Origin of the sequence: Jannaschia sp. 2305UL9-9 (genome assembly GCF_041403465.1) — a bacterium.
In the GTDB taxonomy this organism is placed as follows: Bacteria; Pseudomonadota; Alphaproteobacteria; order Rhodobacterales; family Rhodobacteraceae; genus Jannaschia.
The window spans coordinates 544,845-566,396 of the sequence record NZ_JBGEHM010000002.1; the positions used below are offsets into that span (position 1 = coordinate 544,845).

Annotated in this window: 25 protein-coding genes; 14 read left to right on the plus strand and 11 right to left on the minus strand. The window is 64.1% G+C overall.

Annotated features, from left to right (window positions below; genetic code table 11):
• Positions 1-45 precede the first annotated feature (45 nt).
• Positions 46-510 carry an Lrp/AsnC ligand binding domain-containing protein gene (locus V6N07_RS10465; protein WP_371156203.1) on the plus strand — a complete coding sequence of 155 codons (465 nt, stop codon included), beginning with the start codon at positions 46-48 and terminating at the stop codon, positions 508-510.
• Here the strand turns inward: V6N07_RS10465 and V6N07_RS10470 are convergent.
• Positions 507-3,707, minus strand: a complete 3,201-nt coding sequence (locus V6N07_RS10470) for a 4Fe-4S double cluster binding domain-containing protein (RefSeq protein ID WP_371156204.1) — start codon at positions 3,705-3,707, stop codon at positions 507-509. The two genes, V6N07_RS10465 and V6N07_RS10470, sit on opposite strands and share 4 nt — an antisense overlap.
• Before the next feature lie 228 nt (positions 3,708-3,935).
• On the opposite strand from V6N07_RS10470, the gene V6N07_RS10475 reads away from it, so the two are divergent.
• The 4 genes from V6N07_RS10475 to V6N07_RS10490 all read left to right on the plus strand — a co-directional run bounded on the left by V6N07_RS10475 (position 3,936) and on the right by V6N07_RS10490 (position 6,906).
• A complete protein-coding gene (locus V6N07_RS10475; protein ID WP_371156206.1) occupies positions 3,936-5,231 on the plus strand; it encodes a flagellin in 1,296 nt (431 codons plus the stop codon).
• A 109-nt stretch (positions 5,232-5,340) separates the two neighbouring features.
• Positions 5,341-5,715, plus strand: a complete 375-nt coding sequence (locus V6N07_RS10480; RefSeq protein ID WP_371156208.1) for a flagellar biosynthesis regulator FlaF — start codon at positions 5,341-5,343, stop codon at positions 5,713-5,715.
• Positions 5,716-5,728: 13 nt separating this feature from the next.
• Entirely contained in the window at positions 5,729-6,121 is a 393-nt protein-coding gene (locus V6N07_RS10485; protein ID WP_371156210.1) for a flagellar biosynthesis repressor FlbT, read from the plus strand.
• A complete protein-coding gene (locus V6N07_RS10490) occupies positions 6,118-6,906 on the plus strand; it encodes a DUF1217 domain-containing protein (RefSeq protein ID WP_371156212.1) in 789 nt (262 codons plus the stop codon). The genes V6N07_RS10485 and V6N07_RS10490 overlap by 4 nt, the downstream gene beginning before the upstream one ends.
• A gap of 120 nt (positions 6,907-7,026) precedes the next feature.
• Here the strand turns inward: V6N07_RS10490 and V6N07_RS10495 are convergent, their stop codons facing one another.
• On the minus strand, positions 7,027-8,367 hold the full coding sequence (locus V6N07_RS10495) for a FliI/YscN family ATPase (protein ID WP_371156214.1): 1,341 nt from the start codon (positions 8,365-8,367) through the stop codon (positions 7,027-7,029).
• An 81-nt stretch (positions 8,368-8,448) separates the two neighbouring features.
• On the opposite strand from V6N07_RS10495, the gene V6N07_RS10500 reads away from it, so the two are divergent.
• The 9 genes from V6N07_RS10500 to V6N07_RS10540 are packed head-to-tail and all read left to right on the plus strand — an operon-like array spanning position 8,449 to position 12,937.
• A complete protein-coding gene (locus V6N07_RS10500) occupies positions 8,449-8,820 on the plus strand; it encodes a FlgB family protein (protein ID WP_371156216.1) in 372 nt (123 codons plus the stop codon).
• A 10-nt stretch (positions 8,821-8,830) separates the two neighbouring features.
• Positions 8,831-9,223, plus strand: a complete 393-nt coding sequence (gene flgC / locus V6N07_RS10505) for a flagellar basal body rod protein FlgC (RefSeq protein WP_371156217.1) — start codon at positions 8,831-8,833, stop codon at positions 9,221-9,223.
• A 9-nt stretch (positions 9,224-9,232) separates the two neighbouring features.
• Positions 9,233-9,508: a flagellar hook-basal body complex protein FliE gene (fliE, locus tag V6N07_RS10510; protein WP_371156218.1), complete on the plus strand. Its 276-nt coding sequence runs from the start codon at positions 9,233-9,235 to the stop codon at positions 9,506-9,508.
• Positions 9,509-9,511: 3 nt separating this feature from the next.
• Positions 9,512-9,778: a flagellar biosynthetic protein FliQ gene (locus V6N07_RS10515; RefSeq protein ID WP_371156219.1), complete on the plus strand. Its 267-nt coding sequence runs from the start codon at positions 9,512-9,514 to the stop codon at positions 9,776-9,778.
• A gap of 1 nt (position 9,779) precedes the next feature.
• A complete protein-coding gene (locus V6N07_RS10520) occupies positions 9,780-10,496 on the plus strand; it encodes a flagellar hook-basal body complex protein (protein WP_371156220.1) in 717 nt (238 codons plus the stop codon).
• Positions 10,497-10,515: 19 nt separating this feature from the next.
• Complete coding sequence (gene flgG, locus V6N07_RS10525; protein WP_371156221.1) at positions 10,516-11,301, plus strand: flagellar basal-body rod protein FlgG; 786 nt, start codon at positions 10,516-10,518, stop codon at positions 11,299-11,301.
• A 4-nt stretch (positions 11,302-11,305) separates the two neighbouring features.
• Positions 11,306-11,722, plus strand: coding sequence for a flagellar basal body P-ring formation chaperone FlgA (flgA, locus tag V6N07_RS10530; RefSeq protein ID WP_371156222.1), 417 nt, complete (start codon positions 11,306-11,308; stop codon positions 11,720-11,722).
• Positions 11,723-11,741: 19 nt separating this feature from the next.
• Positions 11,742-12,476 (plus strand): flagellar basal body L-ring protein FlgH, encoded by a 735-nt coding sequence (flgH, locus tag V6N07_RS10535; protein WP_371156223.1) that lies wholly within the window; start codon positions 11,742-11,744, stop codon positions 12,474-12,476.
• 2 nt (positions 12,477-12,478) lie between these two features.
• Positions 12,479-12,937, plus strand: a complete 459-nt coding sequence (locus V6N07_RS10540; protein ID WP_371156225.1) for a flagellar basal body-associated protein FliL — start codon at positions 12,479-12,481, stop codon at positions 12,935-12,937.
• Between the two features lie 9 nt (positions 12,938-12,946).
• On the opposite strand, the gene V6N07_RS10545 is transcribed toward V6N07_RS10540, so the two are convergent.
• The 9 genes from V6N07_RS10545 to fliL form a co-directional block, all read right to left on the minus strand.
• Positions 12,947-13,288, minus strand: coding sequence for a hypothetical protein (locus V6N07_RS10545; protein ID WP_371156227.1), 342 nt, complete (start codon positions 13,286-13,288; stop codon positions 12,947-12,949).
• On the minus strand, positions 13,288-14,361 hold the full coding sequence (locus V6N07_RS10550; RefSeq protein ID WP_371156229.1) for a flagellar biosynthesis protein FlhB: 1,074 nt from the start codon (positions 14,359-14,361) through the stop codon (positions 13,288-13,290). The genes V6N07_RS10545 and V6N07_RS10550 overlap by 1 nt, the downstream gene beginning before the upstream one ends.
• Entirely contained in the window at positions 14,358-15,113 is a 756-nt protein-coding gene (locus tag V6N07_RS10555) for a flagellar biosynthetic protein FliR (protein ID WP_371156231.1), read from the minus strand. The genes V6N07_RS10550 and V6N07_RS10555 overlap by 4 nt, the downstream gene beginning before the upstream one ends.
• The gene (locus V6N07_RS10560) at positions 15,110-17,167 is read right to left on the minus strand and encodes a flagellar biosynthesis protein FlhA (RefSeq protein ID WP_371156233.1); all 2,058 of its coding nucleotides are present in this window, start codon (positions 17,165-17,167) and stop codon (positions 15,110-15,112) included. Before V6N07_RS10560 ends, V6N07_RS10555 begins: the two co-directional genes overlap by 4 nt.
• Before the next feature lie 74 nt (positions 17,168-17,241).
• Complete coding sequence (locus V6N07_RS10565; RefSeq protein ID WP_371156235.1) at positions 17,242-19,146, minus strand: hypothetical protein; 1,905 nt, start codon at positions 19,144-19,146, stop codon at positions 17,242-17,244.
• Positions 19,146-20,009, minus strand: a complete 864-nt coding sequence (gene motA / locus V6N07_RS10570; RefSeq protein WP_371156236.1) for a flagellar motor stator protein MotA — start codon at positions 20,007-20,009, stop codon at positions 19,146-19,148. The genes V6N07_RS10565 and motA overlap by 1 nt, the downstream gene beginning before the upstream one ends.
• Positions 20,006-20,569 (minus strand): MotE family protein, encoded by a 564-nt coding sequence (locus V6N07_RS10575; RefSeq protein ID WP_371156237.1) that lies wholly within the window; start codon positions 20,567-20,569, stop codon positions 20,006-20,008. The genes motA and V6N07_RS10575 overlap by 4 nt, the downstream gene beginning before the upstream one ends.
• Before the next feature lie 17 nt (positions 20,570-20,586).
• On the minus strand, positions 20,587-20,991 hold the full coding sequence (locus V6N07_RS10580; protein ID WP_371156238.1) for a hypothetical protein: 405 nt from the start codon (positions 20,989-20,991) through the stop codon (positions 20,587-20,589).
• A 1-nt stretch (position 20,992) separates the two neighbouring features.
• Positions 20,993-21,472 carry a flagellar basal body-associated protein FliL gene (fliL, locus tag V6N07_RS10585; RefSeq protein ID WP_371156239.1) on the minus strand — a complete coding sequence of 160 codons (480 nt, stop codon included), beginning with the start codon at positions 21,470-21,472 and terminating at the stop codon, positions 20,993-20,995.
• Between the last annotated feature and the right edge of the window lie 80 nt (positions 21,473-21,552).

A 21,552-nucleotide genomic window follows, 5' to 3' on the forward strand; every position in this document is an offset into this window, starting at 1 on the left:
GCGCGGAAAATCCCGTTTATCGGGTTTTGGCCGGGGGATTTCACCATGCCAGCGCAGTTGGACCGTCATGACAGACGAATCCTGTCCATTCTGCAGGAGGATGGGCGGATCGCGGTGACGGCCCTGGCCGAGCGCATCGGCCTGTCGCCGAATGCCACCGCCGAACGCATGCGCAGATTGCAACGGGACGGTATCGTGACCGGTTATCGCGCGACGGTGTCCGCCGAGGCGTTGGGGCGCGGCCTGCTGGCCTTCGTCGAGGTCAAGCTGGACCGCACCGCGTCCGATGTGTTCGAGGCCTTCGCCGCCGCCATCCGAAACGCCCCGGATGTGGAGGAATGCCATATGGTCGCCGGCGGGTTCGATTACCTGCTCAAGACGCGCCATCGCGACATGGCCGCCTATCGCGCCTTCCTGTCGGACACATTGCTGACCCTGCCGGGTGTGCGCGAAACGCACACCTATGCCGTCATGGAAGAGGTTCGGACAGGCGGGGCTTTCGCGGTCTAACCCTGTTCGGGCAGGTCGATCGACACGACGCCGCCCGCTGAGGTCGCCCGGCTACGGCACAGGATGATGCGAGTTTCGCGCTGGGCCGCGGAAAGGACGTGGTCGCGATGCTCCACCTCACCCGCAACAAGGCCGCAGGCGCAGACACCGCACAGACCGTCGCCACATTTTACATCCACGGTGATCCCTGCACGGATCAGGGCGTCGGACGCCGCCTCATCGGCGGCGACATCGATGTCGCGGCCATCGGTGAGGCGCAGGGTAAAGGGATGGTTCTGATACTCCGGCTCCTCGGGGATGGCGAAATATTCGAGGTGCCGGGCGTCCTCGGGGTAGCCGTTCTGCGTGGCAGCGGCGATCACGGCAGACATGTAGCGATCGGGCCCGCAGGTGTAGACATGGGTGCCTTCGGACCAATGTCCCAACACTTCGCGAAGGTCGGCGCGCTTGCCCTCGTCACTGACGTGGATGTGGACGCGATCGGCCCATGGCACCCGGGCAAGATCCGAAAGATAGCCCGCCTGCGCCCGTGACGGGATGGAGTAGTGCAAGGCGAAGTCGCGGCCCAGCGCGTGTAGGCGGTGGGCCATGGCGATCATCGGTGTGACGCCTATGCCGCCACCCATCAGATGCGTCATCGTCGCATCCTCGGTAAGGGGGAAGTGATTGATCGGGGGGGCGATGAACACGCGCCTGCCCCGCGTGAAAATGCGGTGCAGGAGTTTGGAACCGCCGCGCCCCGTATCTTCGCGCAGGACGCCGATCTGATATCTGCTGCGGTCGGCCGGGTCGCCGGACATGGAATATTGCCGCAGGTATTCCGGCGCCACGACGATGTCGAGGTGGGCGCCTGCCGTCCATGGCGGCAGGTCGCTGCCATCGGCGGCGGCGAATTCGTACTTGGTGACGTCCGGGGACATCACCTCGGCCTTCGTGACCACGGCGGCGATGACCGGGCTGTCGCGGTCCGCCGTGTAGCGGTGGACGTGGGACGTATCCCCTTTGGCGATCCGGCGGCGGTAGTCGTCGGCGCTGATCATCGCGCGGTAGGCGGCGATCCCCGCCTCCCGGTCCATCGGGTCGGGATAGGGATGGGGATGCGCGGCCAGCGGCGCGGGATAGACGGCGAGGGTCTGATCCTCGTGCCGCAATTCGAGGTCGGGCTGGATGTTGCGGGCATTCACGGGGTGGCGTGTGGGCCGGTAGGCCCCGTCCTCCGACAGCTCCAGATCCCACCACCATTTCTTGACGGGGTTCAGGTTGCCGCGCCCCAACGTATCGTCAAGCCTGGCCAGCACCGGGGCCGCGGCCGGAACATTCATCGCGGCCCAGCGGAACGGTTTTTCGGCGAACAACCCTTCGAGGTTCCAGGGACAGGTCTTCATGCACCGCCCGCACATCGCACCGCCTTCGGTCGTTACCCGGTAGGTGGCGCATTTCTGGCTGTCCGATTTCCAGATCTCGTAGCCGTTGAACATCCGCTTGGGCCCAGCGGTGATCGCACCGGACGGGCATTCGCGGGCGCATTTGTTGCAGCTTTCGCAGAAGGTCTGCAGGCCGAAGTCGATCGGCCTGTCGTGCGCCACGGGCATGTCGGTGGTCACCACGCCCGATTTGAGGCGCGGCCCGAGGAAGGGGTTCAGGATGACCTCGCCGATACGGGACACCTCGCCGAGGCCGGACAGCAGGAGGAGCGGCGGTTGCAGCACCTCGCCGTCGATCACGGTATGCGCCTTGGCCTTGTAGCCGAGCGAGCGGATCATCCGGGCGATGACCCCGCCAAGCAGGGAAAACCGCAGGTAGGCGCGCATGCTCTGGGCCACGCTGATCCAGTCGTCGCCGGACGCGCCTTCCATCGTCTCGTAGCCCTGATCGACGATCATGGAGATCGCCTGGTCGTGGGGCGGGTCGATCGGGTCGCCGCGCGCGTCGTGGGAATACCATGTCCAGTCGGGGCAGCGGCTGATGCCCACGGCATCCACGCCCAGCCAGTAGGCCGCCGCCTTGACGTTCGCAGCGTTGCGCGCGGCATCGGTGGGGCGGGGGCCCTCATCGGGCGTTCCGTCCTGCAACAGGGTAAAGGCCCCCAGCATCCGGCGCTGCGCCGAGGATGTCGCGGCCTTGCGCACATAATAGCCACCCGTCGCGGCCTTCTGTACGGTCTTGCCCATGTCGCCGAACTGCGCGCGGGCGAAGAGGTCGGCGCGCTTGGGCACGCGGGGGACGCGCGCCTCGTCGATGTAGGTCGTCGGTGTATCTCGGCGTTTGAGCGTTTCGAACGGATGCGGCCCCATGTGATAGTCGCGCTGCGTATACGGATCGCCGGAAAGGGCGGAGCGCTGGCTACCCAGCCCCAGCCACCATTTCGGATCGAAAGGCTGTCGCGCGGCCAGCGGCGCGTCCTGCGTCATCCCGAAGGTCGTGGTGACGGCGGCGATGCCGAACCGTGCGCCAAGAAACGGTGCCTTCACCGTGCCATCGCCGTGGGTCAGGACACCGGCCGCGATGCCAAGCACATGCAGGTTCACGTCCGTCGAGGTCGGGGTATGCGCCACCGCGTCGAACCCCATCAGCCGGAGATAGCTGGCCAGGATGACCGCGGTTTCCGACGCGCGCAGACAGGCGCGATGGGCGCAGGCGTCCATGATCCAATCGCTGCCGACCTCATCCGCACGGGGCGCGCGTGGCATGTCGGCAACGATGCAGATGGCGTTGTCATGCCCGCCGATGCCGGTCGGCGGCGTCTGCATCTGGTCACGCAGATCGGCCATGATCCCGTCGATCCCGGCGGCGAGTGTCTTGGTCTGTCGGGTGCGCAGCGCCTCGGCCAATGCGTCGATATCCGGGTTGCGACGCACCTCGGCAAGATGCGCCTCGGGGGGGACAGGGCCGATGCCCATCAGGGCCGCGTCGTTGAAATATCCGAACGCCTTGAGATGGCGGGCCCGTTCCGCGGGGTCGGAGGGGCAGTCGGATTGCACCTTGTTCACGGGGCCGTCGCGGATCGCATCCATCGTCGCCTGATATTCGGCCATCGCGGCGACGATCGGGCCGGTATCGTCACCGTCGAACCGGAGTTCGGCGGGCGCCGGGACGGCCGACAGGTCGGGCATTGCGCCACGGCGCAACCGTTCCGCCGGAAAACGGCCAAGGTGGATGGGGCGGGATCTGGAGGAGAAGACTTGCATTGCCGGCATCAAGCGCAGGGTTCGCGCAAAGTGCAAGGGTGCGCGGGACGTGTTGATTTCGTGTCGAATCCGAAGGACTTGGCCGGGCAAATTAGGAAGTCGTTAAGCCGAGCGGATTACCCATCGTCTGGCCAAGAATGGCGATCACGGGCCCCGCCCGACGGCAGAATGTCGCGATGTCCGCCCTTGGCGGACGCTCACTTGCCCGCAAAGCGGGCGCATTCTTAAGGAACTGAAATGTCCAGCATTCTGACCAACAACGGCGCAATGGTTGCGCTGCAGACCCTGCAATCGATCAACAAGGATATGGGCGCGACCCAGTCCGCCATCTCGACCGGCAAATCGGTTGCCAACGCCAAGGACAACTCGGCCGTCTGGGCCATCTCCAAGCAGATGGAATCGGATGTGCAGGGGTTCAAGTCGATCCAGGAAAGCCTTGCCCTGGGCGAATCCACCGTCGCCGTGGCACGGAACGCGTCCGAGACGGTCACCGACCTGCTGACCCAGATCAAGGGCAAGATCGTGGCCTCGCAGGAAGACAACGTCGACCGCGAGAAGATCCAGACCGACATCACCGCTCTGCGCGACCAGATCGGCGCCGTCGTCGGCGCGGCACAGTTCAACGGCCTGAATCTGTTGTCCAACAAGGAAACCGACGCCGGATCCGGGTCGGTCGACGTGCTTGCCTCGCTGGACCGGTCCGGCAGCGGCGTCGCCTCGAGCTCGATCTCCGTCGCGAAGGAAGATCTGGGGATCGAGAAGTCCAATATTGCCACCGGCGCCAGCGTCGTGGCAACGGCCAACAACAACGTCACGGGTGACGGTGATGCGGCGGTCTTCGCGATCGCGGGTGCGGCGACGGCTGGCACCGGGACATTCACCATCGGTGATGATGTCGCGGCCGGCCAGGGCTACCAGATTGCCATCACCGCCGGTGGCGGCACCGTGGGCGCGGGCTTCAACACGACAGCCGGCGATCTGAACGAGATCTCCTACGTGGCGCGCGATGGTGACACCGCGGCCGATGTTGCCAAGGGTCTGACGGATGCCTTCAACAAATACGTGAAGGAGGCGGGCCTTGGTGACGATTCCACCGTCGCCGCCGCCTCGACCGGTGGAGCCGTGACGATCACCGGTGAAACGGGCGTTGCCGCCGACGCGTTCAGCATCAACGTCAACAGCTACGCCGCCGCAGACACCACCATCGGTGGCGGGTTGTCGGATCTTGCCGACATCGACGTGTCTTCGGCCGAAGGATCCGAAAGCGCGTTGGAAAGCATCGAAGGCCTGATCCAGACGGCCATCGATTCCGCCGCGGCCTTCGGTTCGGCAGAGGGGCGGATCGAAACGCAGTCCGACTTCATCTCCAAGCTGACAGACTCGCTCAACTCCGGCATCGGCTCTCTCGTGGATGCCAACATGGAGGAAACGTCGGCCCGTCTGCAGGCCCTTCAGGTGCAGCAGCAGCTGGCAACCCAGTCGCTGTCCATCGCGAACCAGGCGCCGCAGTCGATCCTGTCGCTGTTCCGCTAAGCAAGGCGGTCGTCCCGGTATGTTCCGGGGCGACCAACCCGTCTGAATGACCGGCCCTGCCGACCCGCCGCCGAAGCGCGGCCTGCCTTGCAGAAAGTGAATGCCCCCGATGTTGAACGTACACACCGTAGCCGCCGCAGGCTATGGCGCCCTAGACGCCCAACTGCTGGACCCGACCCGTGCCGAAGCCCTTGTCTTTGCGGGCGTTACCCGAAGGCTGGAAGCCGCGTTTTCTGACCCCAAGTCAAGTTTCGCAAGCCGTGCATCGGTCCTGCATGACAATCGCCGCCTCTGGTTGGCAGCAGCGGCTGCGTTGGCGGATGATGGAAACGGCATGCCGGCGCCGCTGCGGGCAAGCCTGTTGAGCCTTGCCGCCTTCGTGGACCGCCAGACGCGTGCACTTCTCAAAGGAAAAGGCGATCCCCGCATCCTGTTCGAGATCAATCGCCGTGTCGTCGGCGGCTTGTCCCACGGGGCCCGCTGACATGGCTGGCCTGATGCTGAAATTTCCTGCCGGCGATCGGATCGTCCTGAACGGGGCCGTCATCGAAAACGTGGGGCGCGGGGCGCGCTTGCGGGTGCTGACACCGAACACGCAGCTGCTGCGGCTGCGGGACGCGATCAACCCCGAAGAGGTCACCACCCCGGTCGGCCGCTTGTGCCATTCCGTCCAGCTGATGCTGGTCGGGGAATGCGAGGTCGATTCCGTGTTGGGCGAAACGCTCTCGGCCCTCGTGCCCCTGCGCGCGGCCTTCATGGATGCGGCTGACAAGGACCGGATCGACGAAATCACGGCGCACCTGGAAGAGCGGCAATTCTATCAAGCATTGCGAGACCTCGGTCGCTTGCGTCAGCGGGAGGCGGCGCTGTTGTCGCAACACCTGCCATGACCTTTCAGCCGTTCGTGCCGACCGGCGGGCTGGCCGGGTGGCGGTTTCTGCAGTCGACCCTCGACGTGCAGAAGGCTGCGCATGCATCGTCCGCAAGCGTGCAGCGGGATCTGGACTACTTCGCGGAAAAGATCGGAACGATCGAGACGCCGGAACAACTGGTCTCCGACTACAGGTTGCTGACCGTCGCGCTCGGGGCGTTTGGCCTGTCTGAGGATATCAACAACAAATACCTCATCCGAAAGGTGCTGGAAGAGGGAACACTGGATCCCGACGCCCTGTCGAACAAGCTGTCTGATAGTCGCTACAAGGCAATGTCCAAAGCCTTCGGTTTCGGGGATTTTCCCGTCCCGAACACGGTGATGAGCGATTTTCCCGATCAGATTGCCGCGCGCTATGCCGACCAGAGTTTCGAGACGGCAATGGGAGAGACGAACAACACCATGCGCCTGGCCCTCAACGCGCAGCGGGAGTTGGAGGGAATTGCCGGTGGCACCTCCTCGAATACGACCAAGTGGTTCACCATCATGGGCACGGCCCCGCTGCGTGCCGTCATGGAGGGTGCGCTGAACCTTCCGACATCCTTTGCGACCCTCGAACTGGATCGGCAGCTGGAGGTTTTCAAGGAAAGGAGCGCGGCAATGTTCGGTTCGGATCAGGTCGATGACCTTGTGAAGCCCGGCACGATCGACCGGGTTCTCGACCGCTACACGGCGATTGCCGGCTTGAACGATGCATCGTCAACGGTCACGTCCCCCGCCCTGATCCTGTTGCGCGGGTACTGAGTATATCCAGGTGCACGTCAGTTCCGGCTCGGGAGCGACAGATGCGCAGATGACGCTGTCCTGCGACAAGGTCAGCCCTGTGCCGATCCGTCGGATCGCATGTCGTCCGCGGGCCTTCCGTCATGCCATTGGCCGATAGGTTCGCCCAAGAACGGCGGCGATCTGTTGAAACGCCTCTTGCGCGGTGGAAAGGTTCGTTTGGGTAAAGACCTCGTTCAACCGGGGGACAAGCGCGACGGCGCGATCGATTTCCGGGTTGGCGCCACGCTCATAGAGACCCGAGCTCACCATCAGTTCCGCGCGGTCGTATACGCCAAACAGCCGCCGCGTTTCCGTGATCAAGGCATTCTCTTCTGCGGTTGCCACATCAGGAAGGCTCCTCGATACGGATCGCAGGACATCGACGGCAGGGAAACGTCCAGCCTCCGCAATGTCGCGCGAGAGGACGACGTGACCATCGAGTTGCCCCCGCACGATGTCGGCCACCGGCTCCTCCATGTCCGAGCCTGCCACCAGAACGGAAAAGACCGCCGAAATCATGCCCTGCCCGTCGATTCCCGGACCGGCGCGTTCAGCGAGGGATGCCAGAAGGGGTGTCAGGCTCGGCGGGTGACCACGCAATTCCGCCGCTTCGCCCGCCGCACTTGCGACTTCGCGATGAGCCTCGGCGAGGCGCGTGACGCTGTCGCACAGATACAGCACCGAAAGGCCCCGATCCCGGAAGTGTTCGGCCACCGTCATGGCGGAAAACGCGCAGCGTCGCCGGACCGGTGCAGGCATGTCGGATGTGGCGGCCATGACGACGGTACGTTTCATTCCTTCGGGACCAAGCACCGTGTTGACGAAATCCGACACCTCGCGCCCCCGTTCCCCCACGAGGGCGAGAACGCAGACATCAGCCTGCATCCGTCGTGCCAGCATCCCGAGCAGCGTGGATTTGCCAACGCCCGATCCGGCGAACAGGCCGATTCTCTGTCCGGCGGCCACCGGCAGCATGGTGTCCAGAACGGCAAGACCCGTGGTCTGGCGCAGCCCCATGCCGCCGCGGCGACCCGCAGGGGGCGGCGCACGTCGCAGCGGCCTTGCGAGGCCGCCGCCGATCGGGCGATCGTCGAGGGGCCGGCCGAAGGGGTCGACCACGCGGCCGATCCAGCTTGTGTCAGGGGCGAGCATCGGGGCCCCGCCGGCCCGCACCGGCAGGCCGATGCGCAGACCGGTTGCCGGCCCGAAAGGGGTTGCCCACAGGCCATCGCGATCAAGCCGCACAACCTCTGCCCGCTGGGGAATGTCATCATCCCCGCGGTAGTAGACATCGTCGCCCAGACGCGCGTGATCCGACAGGCCATTGACAAAGAACCCCGTCGCATCCAGTCGCGTGATGCGTCCGATCGGGGTCATGCGGGTAATGCCCTGAACCGCCTGGCGGAGCGGGGCGAACGGATCGAGCGTGTCGGTGGTCATGGCCATCCCCTTGCTGGTTGAAACGATTTCTAAAGGAATCACTCTTAAGGCTTCGTTGCAGGAATGACGGAGAATCCGCCTGTGACCGAGATACCTTCCCTGCTCCGGCTGGCGTCGGACGCTGCGAAACACGCAGCCGCGCGCCAGACCGTGATCGCCACGAATGTCGCGAATGCCGACACGCCGGGATATCGCGCCCGCGACATGGCCCCCTTTCAACCCGCCTCGACCGAGATGCCGCTGAACCGCACGCATCCGGGTCATCTGGCCGGCACATCGCGCAGCGCCCGCGTGTTCCAGGAGAGCGGGACGCCTGCCGATCCGAATGGCAACACCGTATCCTTGCAGGATCAGGTGCTACTGGGGGTGGAGGCGACGCGCGCCCACAATCGCGCCGTGACCATCTACAAATCATCGCTGGACATGCTGCGCGCCAGCATCGGCCGCAACTGAGGGGGGCCATATGTCGGGTTTTTCCAACGCCATGTCCGTCCTGTCCTCGGGAATGCGAAGCCAGAGCCAGCGGCTGGGCCATATCTCGGAGAATGTCGCCAACGCCGATACACCGGGGTACCGCCGCAAGACGGTGGAATTCCGCGCCGAATACGACGCCGGGCAACGCACGGGTGCGGTCGAGACGGGCCCCGTCCGGCTTGACCGGTCGGACCTGCAACGGTTGCACGACCCCGCGCACCCCATGGCCGACGAGGAAGGCTATTACTTCAGTTCCAACGTCGACCTCGTGACGGAACTGGCGGACGCGCGCGAAGCGCAGCGCACCTACGAGGCCAACCTCAAGATGTTCGAACAGGTCCGGCGCATGTCGTCGGCGGTGATGGATATTCTCAAACGATAGGAGTTCAGAATGAACACCACCCATATCTCGGCCCTGATGTCAGGCGCCGGGCCCGCTACCGCCATGCCCGGATCAGCCCGATCTGCTGCGATGGATGCCGTCACCGGCTTTGCCCAGGCCCTGTCCGAGGCCGAGGCGCAGTCGCAGGCCGCGCTGACCACCGGGGCGGACCCCCATGCGCTGGTCTCGGCCATCGCCGAAAGCAAGCTGGCCATCGATACCGTCGTCACGGTGCGTGACCGCGTGGTCGAAGCCTATCAGGAAATCCTGCGGATGCCGGTCTGATCGATGTCCGATGCCCTTTTCTTCGATATTCTGCGTCAGGGTCTGTGGATTGCCGTCGTGATGTCGGCGCCGATCCTGGCGGTTGCCCTGACGGTCGGCCTCGCCATCGGGCTGTTCCAGGCCCTGACGTCCATTCAGGAGATGACGCTGACCTTCGTGCCCAAGATGGCCGCGATGCTGGCGGTGTTCTGGGCATCGATGGGTTTCATGACCCTGACGTTGGTCCGCTATTTCACCGACACGCTCGTCCCCGTGATCGGAGGATTCTGAGATGACCGACGGCATCTATCCCACGCTCGGCCGCCAATCCGGCCTGCTGCGCGAAATGAACGCCATCGCGCAGAACATCGCGAACGCGAACACCACCGGATACCGGGGCGGCGGCATGCTGTTTTCGGAATTCGTGGTGGATACCGGGAACGGCAATCCGTCGGTGTCGATGGCCCATGCCAACGTGCAGACCACGAACCTGACCCAGGGCGCATTGGAACGAACCGGCGGCGCGTTTGACTTGGCGATCGAGGGGGACGGCTTCTTTCAGGTCGATCGCAACGGGCAGACGTTTCTGACCCGCGCCGGCGCGTTCATGACCGGGCCGGACGGAGGTGTCGTCACCCCCGAAGGGGATGCCTTGCTGGACGCAGGCGGCGCGCCCGTGTTCGTGCCGCCGGGATCGAACGCCGTGCATGTCTCGGGCGACGGAACCCTGTCGGCGGACGGACAGCCGCTTGCGCAGATCGGGCTTGTCATGCCTGTCGCACCGGATCGTCTGGCGCGCACGGCAGGCACCTTGTTCGAGGCAGGGGACGGCACGGTTCCGGTGGAGACCCCGCGCATCCTGCAAGGCTTTCTCGAGGCATCGAACGTGAACCCCGTGCTGGAAATCGCGCGGATGATCACCGTCCAGAATGCCTACGAGTTGGGCCAGAACTTCATGACGCAGGAGGATGAGCGCGTCCGCTCGATCTTCCGTCTGATGGAACAATGACACCGTAAAGGAGACGCCCATGCGCGCCCTGTCTATCGCCGCAACCGGCATGTCGGCCCAGCAGATGCGGGTCGAGGTGATTTCGAACAACCTCGCCAACATGAACACCACCGCCTACAACGCGCGGCGGGCGGAATTCGCGGATCTGCATTACCAGCAGGCGACGCGCGCCGGGTCCATCGCATCCGCGAGCGGAACCGTGATCCCCACCGGGGTGCAGCTTGGCCTGGGCGTGCGCGCTTCCGCCGTGACGATGGATGTCGCGCAAGGCACTCTGGCGCAGACAAACGGCGACCTGGACGTGGCCATCGAAGGCAAGGGATACCTGGAAATCACGCTGCCCTCCGGCAACGCGGCCTATACGCGGGACGGCGCGCTGAAGCGCACGGGCGAGGGGCTTCTGGTGACGTCGGATGGCCACGCCATCGTGCCGGACATCACGATTCCCGACGATACCCGGTCGGTCAGCATCAATGCCGACGGCGAGGTCTATGCCTATTTCATCGACCGCACGGAGCCGGAGCAGCTGGGACAGCTGACCCTCGTGGGATTCTCGAACGAAAAGGGGCTGGAGGCGCTGGGGTCCAATCTCTACGCCGAAACGAATGCTTCGGGCGCGCCCATCGTGGGCTTTGCCGGCGAGGACGGGCTTGGCATGTTTCGACAGGGATACCTTGAGGACAGTTCCGTCGATGCAGTGCGCGAGATCACGGACCTGATCGAGGCGCAGCGCGGATACGAGATGAACGCCAAGGTCATCACCGCCGCCGACCAGATGATGTCGGCCACCACGCAGATCCGCTGACGTCATGCGCATCCTCCTTGCTCTCTGCCTCGTGGCCGTTGCCCTGCCCGCCGTCGCACAATCCGTCATGGTGCTGCGTCCCTTGCGGGCGGGCGAGGCGCTGGGCCCCGACGACCTGTCCTTTGCCGATGTCACCATCGAGGACGGCTTCGACGACCCGCGCGACCTGATCGGTCTGGAGGCGCGGGTGAACCTGTACCCTGGGCGGCCCATCCGGTTGCGCGACGTCGGCCTGCCGACGGTGATCCAACGCAATGCTGTCGTGCCGCTGATCTTCAATCGTGGCGGGCTGACCATCACGCTGGAAGGACGCGCTTTGGGCCGTGCCGGTGAAGGTGAGGCCATTCGCGTCATGAACCTGTCGTCCCGTTCCACCGTGACCGGGGTGGCGACCGCCTCTGGCGCGGTCATCGTCAACTGATTCAAATCGGAGGCCCCCGATGCCCCTGCGCAAGATCGCGATCCTGTCCCTGCTGACCCTGAATGCGACCGCCTGCGGCCGACTGGAACAGGTCGGCCAGGCGCCCGAACTGACACCGATTTCGACAGGGGCCGAAGCCTTTGCGATGGCCACGCCGGTGTTCGAGGCAACCAAGATCGACGCGGTCGATATCCACCCTGCGTCGCTCTGGACGCAGGGGCGCCAATCACTGCTGGGCGACCGGCGCGCCGGCGACCGGGGCGATATCCTGACCGTCGTGATCGAGATCGACGAGAACGCGGAGATCAACAACAGCACCAATCGATCGCGCAGCGGATCCGAGAGCCTTGGAATCCCGAACTTCTTCGGCCTGCCTCAGTCGATCGATCCACGCTTGCCGGATGGTGCATCGCTGGCGGATGCGGTGGGCATCGACAGCTCCAGCGCCTCGTCGGGCAGCGGGGGTGTGCGGCGGCGTGAAAAGCTGACGCTGCGGGTCGCGGCGACGGTGACGGGGGTGCAACCGAACGGCACGCTTCAGATCGAGGGACGGCAGGAGGTGCGCGTGAACTTCGAGCTGCGCGAGATGCTGGTGACGGGGTATGTGCGGCCCGAGGATATCTCGCGTCAGAACGAGATCACCTACGACAAGATCGCCGCGGCCCGCATTTCCTATGGTGGGCGGGGGCAGATCACGGCGGTGCAGCAACCGCGCCTCGGCCAGCAGGTCGCCGACATCATCCTGCCGTTCTGATCATGGCAAAGATCCTCCCCCTCCTGCTTGTAGTCGTCGCGCTGATCGGCGGGGCCGCCGCCGGGCATTTCCTGCGTCCGCCCCCGCCCGAAGGCGAAGAAATTGCCGTCGTGGAACCTACGGAACCGGACCTGTCGGCTCCGGAGGTCGTGTCCCTGCGCGACCTTTTCGTCGTGCCCGTTCTGCGCGACGGAAGAATCTGGTCCCACGTCGTTCTGTCCCTCGGGATCGAAGCGCACAACGTGTCGCGCGATGACGTGCTCCTGCTCGAACCACTGTTGCGGGACGGCATGAATGAAATTCTCTACCTCCATGCCTCTCTGGGCGGATTTGACGGGGACTTTACGGCACCAGAGCCGATGAACCGTCTGCGGGGCCGCCTCGATACCGTGATCTCGACCCGGCTGGGCGATCCGGATGCCCGTGTCCTCATCATTTCCATGGTGCGCCAGGACGGCTGAGAACGGAACCTAGCCCGCGCCTTTCGTCCGCTTGCCCTGCAGGCGGGCGATGACCTGTTCACGTGCCACGTCGCGCGCATGAGCGTGGCGAAAGGGCTCCACCTCGGCTCGGGCACGGGCCAGCTCCAATGACAGACGTGCCAGTTGCTGGTTGCGCCATGTATCATGGCGGTCCCGCGCGATCAGCTCCGGCAAGCTTGCAGGCTCGCCTTCGGGCGGGGCGCGAAGGGCGGTATCCCGTGCCTGCAATGCGGTCAATTTCGCCATGCGGCCGGCAAGACGGGCGGCCGAGCGTTGCGATCGAAGGGCAGCCAGCTGTCCGAGTTGCTCCAGTTTCTGATCGCGGCGCATCACCGACCTGCCTTGTCGCGCATTTCCTGCGCAAAGCGGACGGCGATGGCGACGGCTGCGAAATGTTCGCGGTCGATGGCATCGCCGATGTCGACGGTGGCGTGCAGGGCGCGGGCCGTTGGTGGATCACTGTGGATCGGGATGCCGTGCTCACCCGCGACCTCCCGGATCTTGGCGGCGATTTCGTCGACGCCTTTCGCCACGACGACCGGCGGCGACGGATCCATGGGCGACCATTTCAGGGCCACGGCATAATGGGTGGGGTTCACCACGACCACGGCCGCCTCGGGCACATCGGCCAACATCCGGTTCGTCGCCAGTTCCTGCCCCCGCTGACGACGGCGCGCCTTCATGTAGGGATCGCCCTCGGATTGCTTGGTTTCGTCCAGAACCTCCTGCCGGGTCATGCGGTTCTTGGCGAGGTGGCTGTGCCGTTGCCAGCCGTAATCGACGACGGCGATCGCGCCGGAGACGAGGACGACCGCGATCAGGAACTGAACCAGCATATCCGGCACGAGGCCGGCGACCTCGCGCGGGTCTAGGGCGGCGGCCATAATCATGCGGTCGATGTTCGAGAACAGGAAATACCCCAGAAGCCCGGCGAATACCGTCAGTTTGACAGCGGATTTGGCGAACTCGAAAAGGCCCGACGGGCCGAACTTGTTCTTCGCATTCGAAATCACCGAAATGCGCGACATCTTCGGCATCAGCTTGGATGGGGCGACGACGAACGCCTGTTGCGCCAGTATCGCGGCCAGAACCAACGCCGAAATCGGTCCCACGACAAGCGCGGTCACGCCGAGGACCCGACCAAGAAGGGCGCCGCCTATGCCCCCGCCGCCCTCCCGCAGGGGTTGGCCAAATGATTCCGCGCGTTCAAGCAGGGTGCCGCCGGTCTCGAGGAACAGCCGACCGACCGTTGGCGCGGCCAAGAGGATGCATAGCAGTGCGCCAAGGTAGGATGCCGCCACCATCACGTCCTGGGATTTGACGATTTCGCCTTTCTTGCGCGCCTCCTCCAGCTTCTGAGGTGTCGCCTCGTGGCTGCGTTCTGCGCCGTCTTCCTGACTCATGGCAGGGCGCCTGAGATCGGATCGTCGAGAACGGCAATCATCGCGCCATGCCAGACAGTCAGGATGACGGGGGCGGCCAGCATCAGGATCAAGCCCGCCGCGCCGGTGATCGCAGGCGCGCCGACCAGCGCGACCATCAACTGGGGCATGGCGCGATTGATGACGCCCATCGCCGCATTGTACAGGATCGCAGCCAGCGCGAAGGGTGCCGCCAGCCCGAAGGCGAGCGCGAACGCATGGGACAACCGCGCGACGCCCCATCTGACGACATCGGAACCGGGCATGATGCTGCCGAGGGGGATGACGTCATAGCTGCGGATCAGCATCTCGACGAGGTAAAGCGGCAGGCCAGTTGCCATGAGCAGGCACAGCCCCGCGATGTTGAGCAGGTTGCCGATGGCGGACGAAGGCTCCTGCGTGCCGAAAAGTTGCGACAATGACGTCAGCTGTGCGGCCATCATCCCCGCGATCAGCAGGGCCTGGGCCAGAAACCGAAGCACGGCACCGAACGCGAGCCCGACGATCGTCTCCGTCAGGATCAGTGCGGATCCGACGGATACGGGCGTCGACACCGCAGGGGTGATGGCCGCAGCGAGCGCAAAGCCCGCCACGAGGCGGACGCGCGCGGGGATCATCTGATCGCCAAGACCGGGAACGAGCAGCATCATGGCACCCACCCGAAGGAACACGACCAGAAACCCGCCAAGTGCCGGGGCAACCACATCATGCAGAGCAAGCAGGCCGTCGATCATGCGGCGATCGATCCGATGATCGCGGGCACCGCGACGGTCCCGATCTCCTCGTAGGAGATGACTGGATTGGGCAAGCCGCGCGTAGACAAGACGGTCTGCACGAACCGACGACGGCGGGCCGACGTGACGATAGCGGCGTGCGTGCCCTGTTCCGCCGCGCGCCCGATGCCATCGGCCAGATTGGTCGCCAATTTCTGAAACAGGTCCGGCGGCAGTGCAATGTCGCGACCGGCCCCGTGCCCATCCAGCTGATGACGGGCAAAGGTATCCTCCCATCCTTGCGCCAACTGCAGAAGGGGCACCGTCCCATCGGGGCGTTTCAACTCTGCGGTGATTTGATCGGCCAGTCGCTGACGGACATGTTCGCCCAGTTCGTCGGGGGACAGGTTGTGGTCCCGCCGCTCTGCGATTGCTTCGAGGATGACGGGCAGATTGCGGACGGATATACGTTCCGACAACAGATGCCGCAGGACCGCCAGCAGGGTTTCGGGCGAGACTTTCGATGGCACCAGATCGTCCAGCAGCCGCCGGTTGGCCAACGATTTCTCCGGCGAGGACACCTTGGCAAAGGCGTCCAGAAGGCGCTGCAACCCCTTTAGGCCGAGCAGGCGCGGAAAGTTGGACTTGATGACCTCCAGAAGGTGCGTGGCCAGCACCTCGGTCGGGGTCACGATGGTATGGCCGGACATGGTGTCCGCGTGTGCCGAGGGCACCCACCGTGCGGGTGCGCCATAGACGGGTTCCTTCACGATGTTGCCGGGCAGGGCATTGGCACCATCCGAGCCTGTCAGGACAAGGACGTGCCCCCGCTCCAACTTGTCCCGGGCCATGACGACACCCTGGATGCGGATGACGTAGGTTCCCGATGGCAGGCCCGCATCGTCCGTCATCCGGATTTCCGGCAGGATGATGCCGAACCGTTCCGCAATATGGTTGCGCAGCCCGCTGATACGACGCTCCAACCCGTTTGACGGGTCGAGCGCCAGATCGACGAGGTCGAGCGCAAATTCGACCCGGATATCGTCAAGATCAAGGATATCGCCGATTTCCCGTTCCGGGGGGGGCAGGGGGGCATCGGATCCCGATGCGTCCTCCGGTTGGAGGGCCCGCATTCGCCAGAACGCCGCCCCACCCAACAGAAGCGCCCCGGCGATGAAAGGCAGGAAGGGCAAACCGGGGACAAAGGCGAAAACGGTCATGATGAACGCGACCGTGGCCAAGGCGGCCGGATGCTGGCCGACCTGCGCGATGATGGCGGTATCGATGGCCCCCTTGCCGCCGCCTTTCGCCAGAAGCAGGCCGGATGCGATCGATATGATCACCGCAGGTATCTGCGAGACGAGCCCGTCGCCGACCGTGAGGATCGCATAGGTCTCGACCGCCGTACCGATCGGCATGTCATGGGCGATCATCCCGACCGTCAGGCCAACCACCAGATTCAGGATCGTGATCAGAAGTCCGGCAACCGCGTCGCCCTTGACGAACTTCGATGCCCCATCGAGCGATCCGAAGAACGTGGTTTCGGACAGTTCCACATCGCGGCGGCGCTTGGCCTCCTCGTGATCGATGGCGCCTGCGGCAACATCGCTGTCAATGGCCAGCTGTTTGCCCGGCATGCCGTCGAGGGCGAACCGGGCGCCCACCTCGGCCATGCGTGTCGCGCCCTTGGTGATGACCATGAAGTTCACGATCAGGAGCACGCCGAACACGACAAGGCCCAGGGCGACGCTGCCGCCCATGACGAAATTCGCAAAGCCCTCGATTACGTGCCCCGCCGCATCCGTGCCCGTATGCCCCTCGCCTATGATGAGTTTCGTGGAGGAGACATTGAGCGAGAGGCGCAGCATCAGCGAGGCCAGAAGGATCGTCGGAAAGGCCGAGAATTCCAGCGGACGTTCGATGAAGAGTGTGGTGGTGAAGATCAGGATCGCTATGGCGAAGGACGCAGACAACCCGAGGTCGAGCACCCAGGACGGCATCGGCAGGATCATCATGAGGATGATCGACATCAAGGCCAGCGCCATCAGGACGGTTGGTTGAAACAGCGCGCGCATGCAGGAGCCTCCGGGGCGTTCTGCCCATGAATCGCAGGCTAGCCAAACGGGGTTAATGCGCCGTTACGAAGACCTCAGCCTGGCTGATCCAGAAGGCGTTGCATGACGTCGGAAACCCGACGGCTCGTCTCCAACGCCATTTCGGCCCGATCGAAGTCGTCGACCGGCGGATCGTCCGTGTTTCGCGCCGCGATCAGTGCCGCCGCACGCTGTCTGGGTGTTTCGGGCGGCATGCCATCGGCTTGTGCGATCAGGTTGAAGTCGCGGTCAAGCCACGCGCGATCCTCCTCCGACAAACGCTCGACCGCGCGGGTTCCGTCCATGGACGCTGGGCGCCGCCAAAGTGTGGGCCGTTTCGGAAGACCTTCGCCGGTTCTGATTGCAACGAAATCGCGTGCGGCCGACGACAGGCCGAACCCGCGCATGATCTCGGCTACGTCTTCTATCTGGGGGGCATCGCTTGGGATGAACGGACGTAGCCTGATCGCGACCTCCAACAGGTCCGCCTCCGGCAGTTCCTGCAAAGCGACGGTCAGCAGGGCATCGGCTAAATCCGGTCTCTCCTGCACGACGGAAATTGCTTCGGCCACATGCCCCGACAGCAAAAGCCGGCGTGCAAGCAGGTCGTCGAACTCATCCCGCAGTGGCCCCGCGGGAATCGACAGGCGCAGAGCAAGCGCATTCTGCAGATGGATCGGTTCAGTCGGGACGGTCCCGTCCTGTTGCTCCATGAGCAGGTCCATACTGGCCCGGATTGCGTCCGTTCCCGTTCCGGCAGAGGAGATTTCGGACGATGGAGGAGTGTATGGCATCAGGGGGGCGGGCAAGGGTATCAGGCGCCCCATGAGGTCGCTCTGCCCGAGGCGGGCCAAGCCGTCGTTCAACCGGGTCTCGAGATCCGTTCGTCGTTCATCGGGCAGTCTGTCGATGAAGCGGACGAAGGTTTCCTCGTCCACGGACCCCCAATCCCCCGCAAACTGACCCGCGACGAGCAAAAGCAAAGTCGTCGCAGGTCCACAGGCGGGATCAGCATCAAGTGTCGCGTTCGCCATGTTGGGGTCGCCATCCATCGCGATCGCCATCTGGATCAGGTCGCCGTCGAAGACTCCGGCGAGCGTCAACGCTTGTCGCGCCTCTGTCCCCCAACCCAGTGTCAGATACGTTCTGGCCAAGGCGGTCAGGCCGGGGGCCGAAAGCCCGTCCGCATCGTCCAGCGTGGCCATGCGGGCAGCCGGCAGGTCAGCCAGGGCTGTTGATGGCGGCTCCATCAAGATGGAGGTGGCAACGGTTTCGAGGCTGCATTTCGGAAGTCCGTCGGCCTGTCTGTTCCGAGAGTCCTGACTCGTGACAAGTCCACTACGGCGATGTTCCCGGATCGTGATCTGGGGGCGTGGCGCATCATTTGCGCGCGGCTGTTCCGGAAGAGTGGCATTTGCACGCTGAACAGGGTCCCGGATGCCTGGATCTAGCATGTCGGCGGCGCGCATTGGCAGGCGCAGGCCTGCCGCAAGCGTCGAAACCGGTGAAAGCTGTAGGGGCAGAACTGGCACCTGCGCGGTGGTCTCAGTTGCTACGACATCCGGCTCGGGGCGCGGGGCGGGCGGGGCAGCAGGCTCTACTCGGTTGCGGATATCGATGACCATATGTCCAGATGCAATCTGCTCCACCCCGATGGTGCAGTCACATCCCAGCGCAATCTCCAGGTTGGCCCCGTCCGCCCGAAGGTCGGAAAGCCGGTCCTTGGGAATGAAGTCGAAGACCCGGCCCAAATCGAAGCGCAGACCCGGCACGTCGAAGGCAAGGCGTACCTCACGGTCGCTGGCCTGTTCCACGACCCATTCGGTTCCCCGTGGGGCCGGGAAGACAAGGCGCGAAAACTCCGCATGTTCGCCCGACCGGACTTCGACGATCTGCGCCAGGATCGGTTCGGGCCGAACCATCAGGAACAGCACCGCTATCGCTAGACAACGACCCAGCATCACGCGGCCTTGCGTGCTTTCAACGCCTCTTCCAGAGCGCTGTAGGAGGGCCGGATATGGGTGGGTGTGTTCTGCCGTCCGACTTCGATACAGATGTTCGTTGCATGGTTGTGCAGGTTGGCGACGAGAACCTCTTGGATAAGCGCGTAGAAATGCGCGTCCTGTTCGGCGATGGCTTTTAACCGGGTCGCGAAGGGGCCAACGATGCCATACGCCAGAAAGACCCCGAGGAAGGTTCCGACCAGCGCGCCGCCGATCAGCTTGCCAAGGACCTCCGGTGGTTGATCGATGGAGGCCATCGTCTTGATGACGCCGAGAACGGCAGCCACGATTCCGAGGGCCGGCAAGGCATCCGCAGTTGTCTGCAAGGCATGGCTTGGATGCATCGCGTGGTGGATGTTCTCCTCTATCCGCTTGCCGAGAACCTCCTCCACCTGGTGGGGATCATCGTAGTTCATCGACATGGCGCGAAGCGTATCGCAGATCATCGCAATTGCTTCGCCGTCACCAAGAACCCTCGGATAGTTGCTGAAGATCGAGGACTCGGGCGGGTTTTCGATGTGTTCTTCCAAGGCGACCGGGTTCTGCCGGCCAAGGCGAACAAGCTCGAACAGCAGGCAAAGGAGATCGCGATAGTCGTCCGGTTTCCACCTGGGTCCTTTGAAGACCTTCCCCAGTTCCTTCATCGTATGTTTCGCTTCGGACATGCTGTTCCCGACAAGGAACGCGCCAAAGGCCGCGCCACCGATCATCATGAACTCGAACGGAAGGGCCTTCAGGATGATGCCCATCTTGCCACCAGCCAGAAGGTACCCGCCGAACACCATGACGAAGATGACGCCGACACCGACGAGACCGGTCATTGTGCACCTCCGGTCGCGGCAGAGGCATTGCGTCCGGCCATCACGACGCTGAGCGCATAGGCTTTCTCGGGTGAGAGATTGGAAAAGACGGCCGAAGCGGCGTCAGGTCGCATGCGAGCCAAGAAGCCCGACGCGAAGCCGGCCTCCATTGCTTCGAACAGGATGGCCGCTTCCTTTGGTTTCATCCCCTCGTAGACCTCCGTCAGGCGCGCGATGTCCGTTTCCGAAGCCTGATCAGACTGATACATGCGCGCTTCCAGACGCGCTTCCGCTTCCGTCAGGGCAGCGAGAGAGGCGCCGATCTCCTGTCGGGCGACGCGCATATCCTGCTCGCGCAGGGCGATGGCGGCCTCCCGTTCCTCCAGCTCGGCATCGCGTTGCGCGATCTGTCGAAGGAGGTTCCCGACTTCCTGCGATGGGGGGCATAGCAATTCGGAGGAGACCAGATGCATGTCTTCCTGCGCTGCATCGCCATCGTCCGACAGACTGGCTGAAACGATTCGGGACAAGGCCGACAGGGTCAGGAGGACGATCACGCCACCGAAGGCCAAGGTCTTCATCTTACCGAACATGATTCTCATCGAATGAACTTTCCTTCTGGCGCGGGACGGCTGCGAAAGGTGGGCATGACGATCGCCTCATCGTGAGGAACAGGTTCTTCGATGCGATCCATGCGGTCGGCTACATCGGCTTCGATGTCCTCCAGACCGGCAAGCAGAACCTCGAGCCGGCCGATGCGATCATCCGCGGCCTCGATCTCCGCCCTCAGCCGCTCGGCCCGGTCGTCCTTCTCTTCTCGTGCGGCGGCCAGAGAGGCAGTCAGGTCGTCGATTTGCTCGGACAGATCGTTGATCCGACGCTCTTCGTTGCTGTCGATGGTGTCGAACTTTCGCAAGCGGCGCGACAGGGCCCAGCAATAACCCGCGAGGCCAAGGGTCGCGACGACGAGAAGGATGTCCGAGAGCAGGCTGAGAATATTCATGTCAGGTTATCACAAAGTCGATGATGAGCAGGTCGGAGACGGCTTCGGGACCGGCGAGGAGTTGCACACGCCGCAAAAGCTGTGCCCGGATCCGCAGGAGGGCCGCCGGGTTCTCCAAGGTGTCTGTTCCCACCGCGCGAAGATACGTTGCGAAAATGTCGAGGATCCTGGGTTGCAACGCTTCGACATGGTCGGCCCCTTGATAGGGAACCTGAAGAAAGGCGCGAAAACGGAGTTGCTTGATCGATCCTTCGCCACCGACCGAGACCAGCATCGGTTCCAGTTCGAGAAACTCGGGGCCGCGCGCCTCTGCGACGGGATGCGGCGCTTCTTTCGGGGTCAGGGCATTCGCAACCATTCCGGAATAGGCGGCGTAGAATCCGCCGCCCCCGAGAACAAGCGATAGAATCGCAGCCGCGGCCCAGCCCTTCAGACCTAAGCCGGCCTTCTTTTCCTCAGGTTCTTCCGTAGCATCGGCCATTTCGCCACCCTCATGTTGCGGGGGCCTTCCTAACTGATCGGTGGCTAACCGTTTCTTAATGTGAATCGGGAATCTTGGCC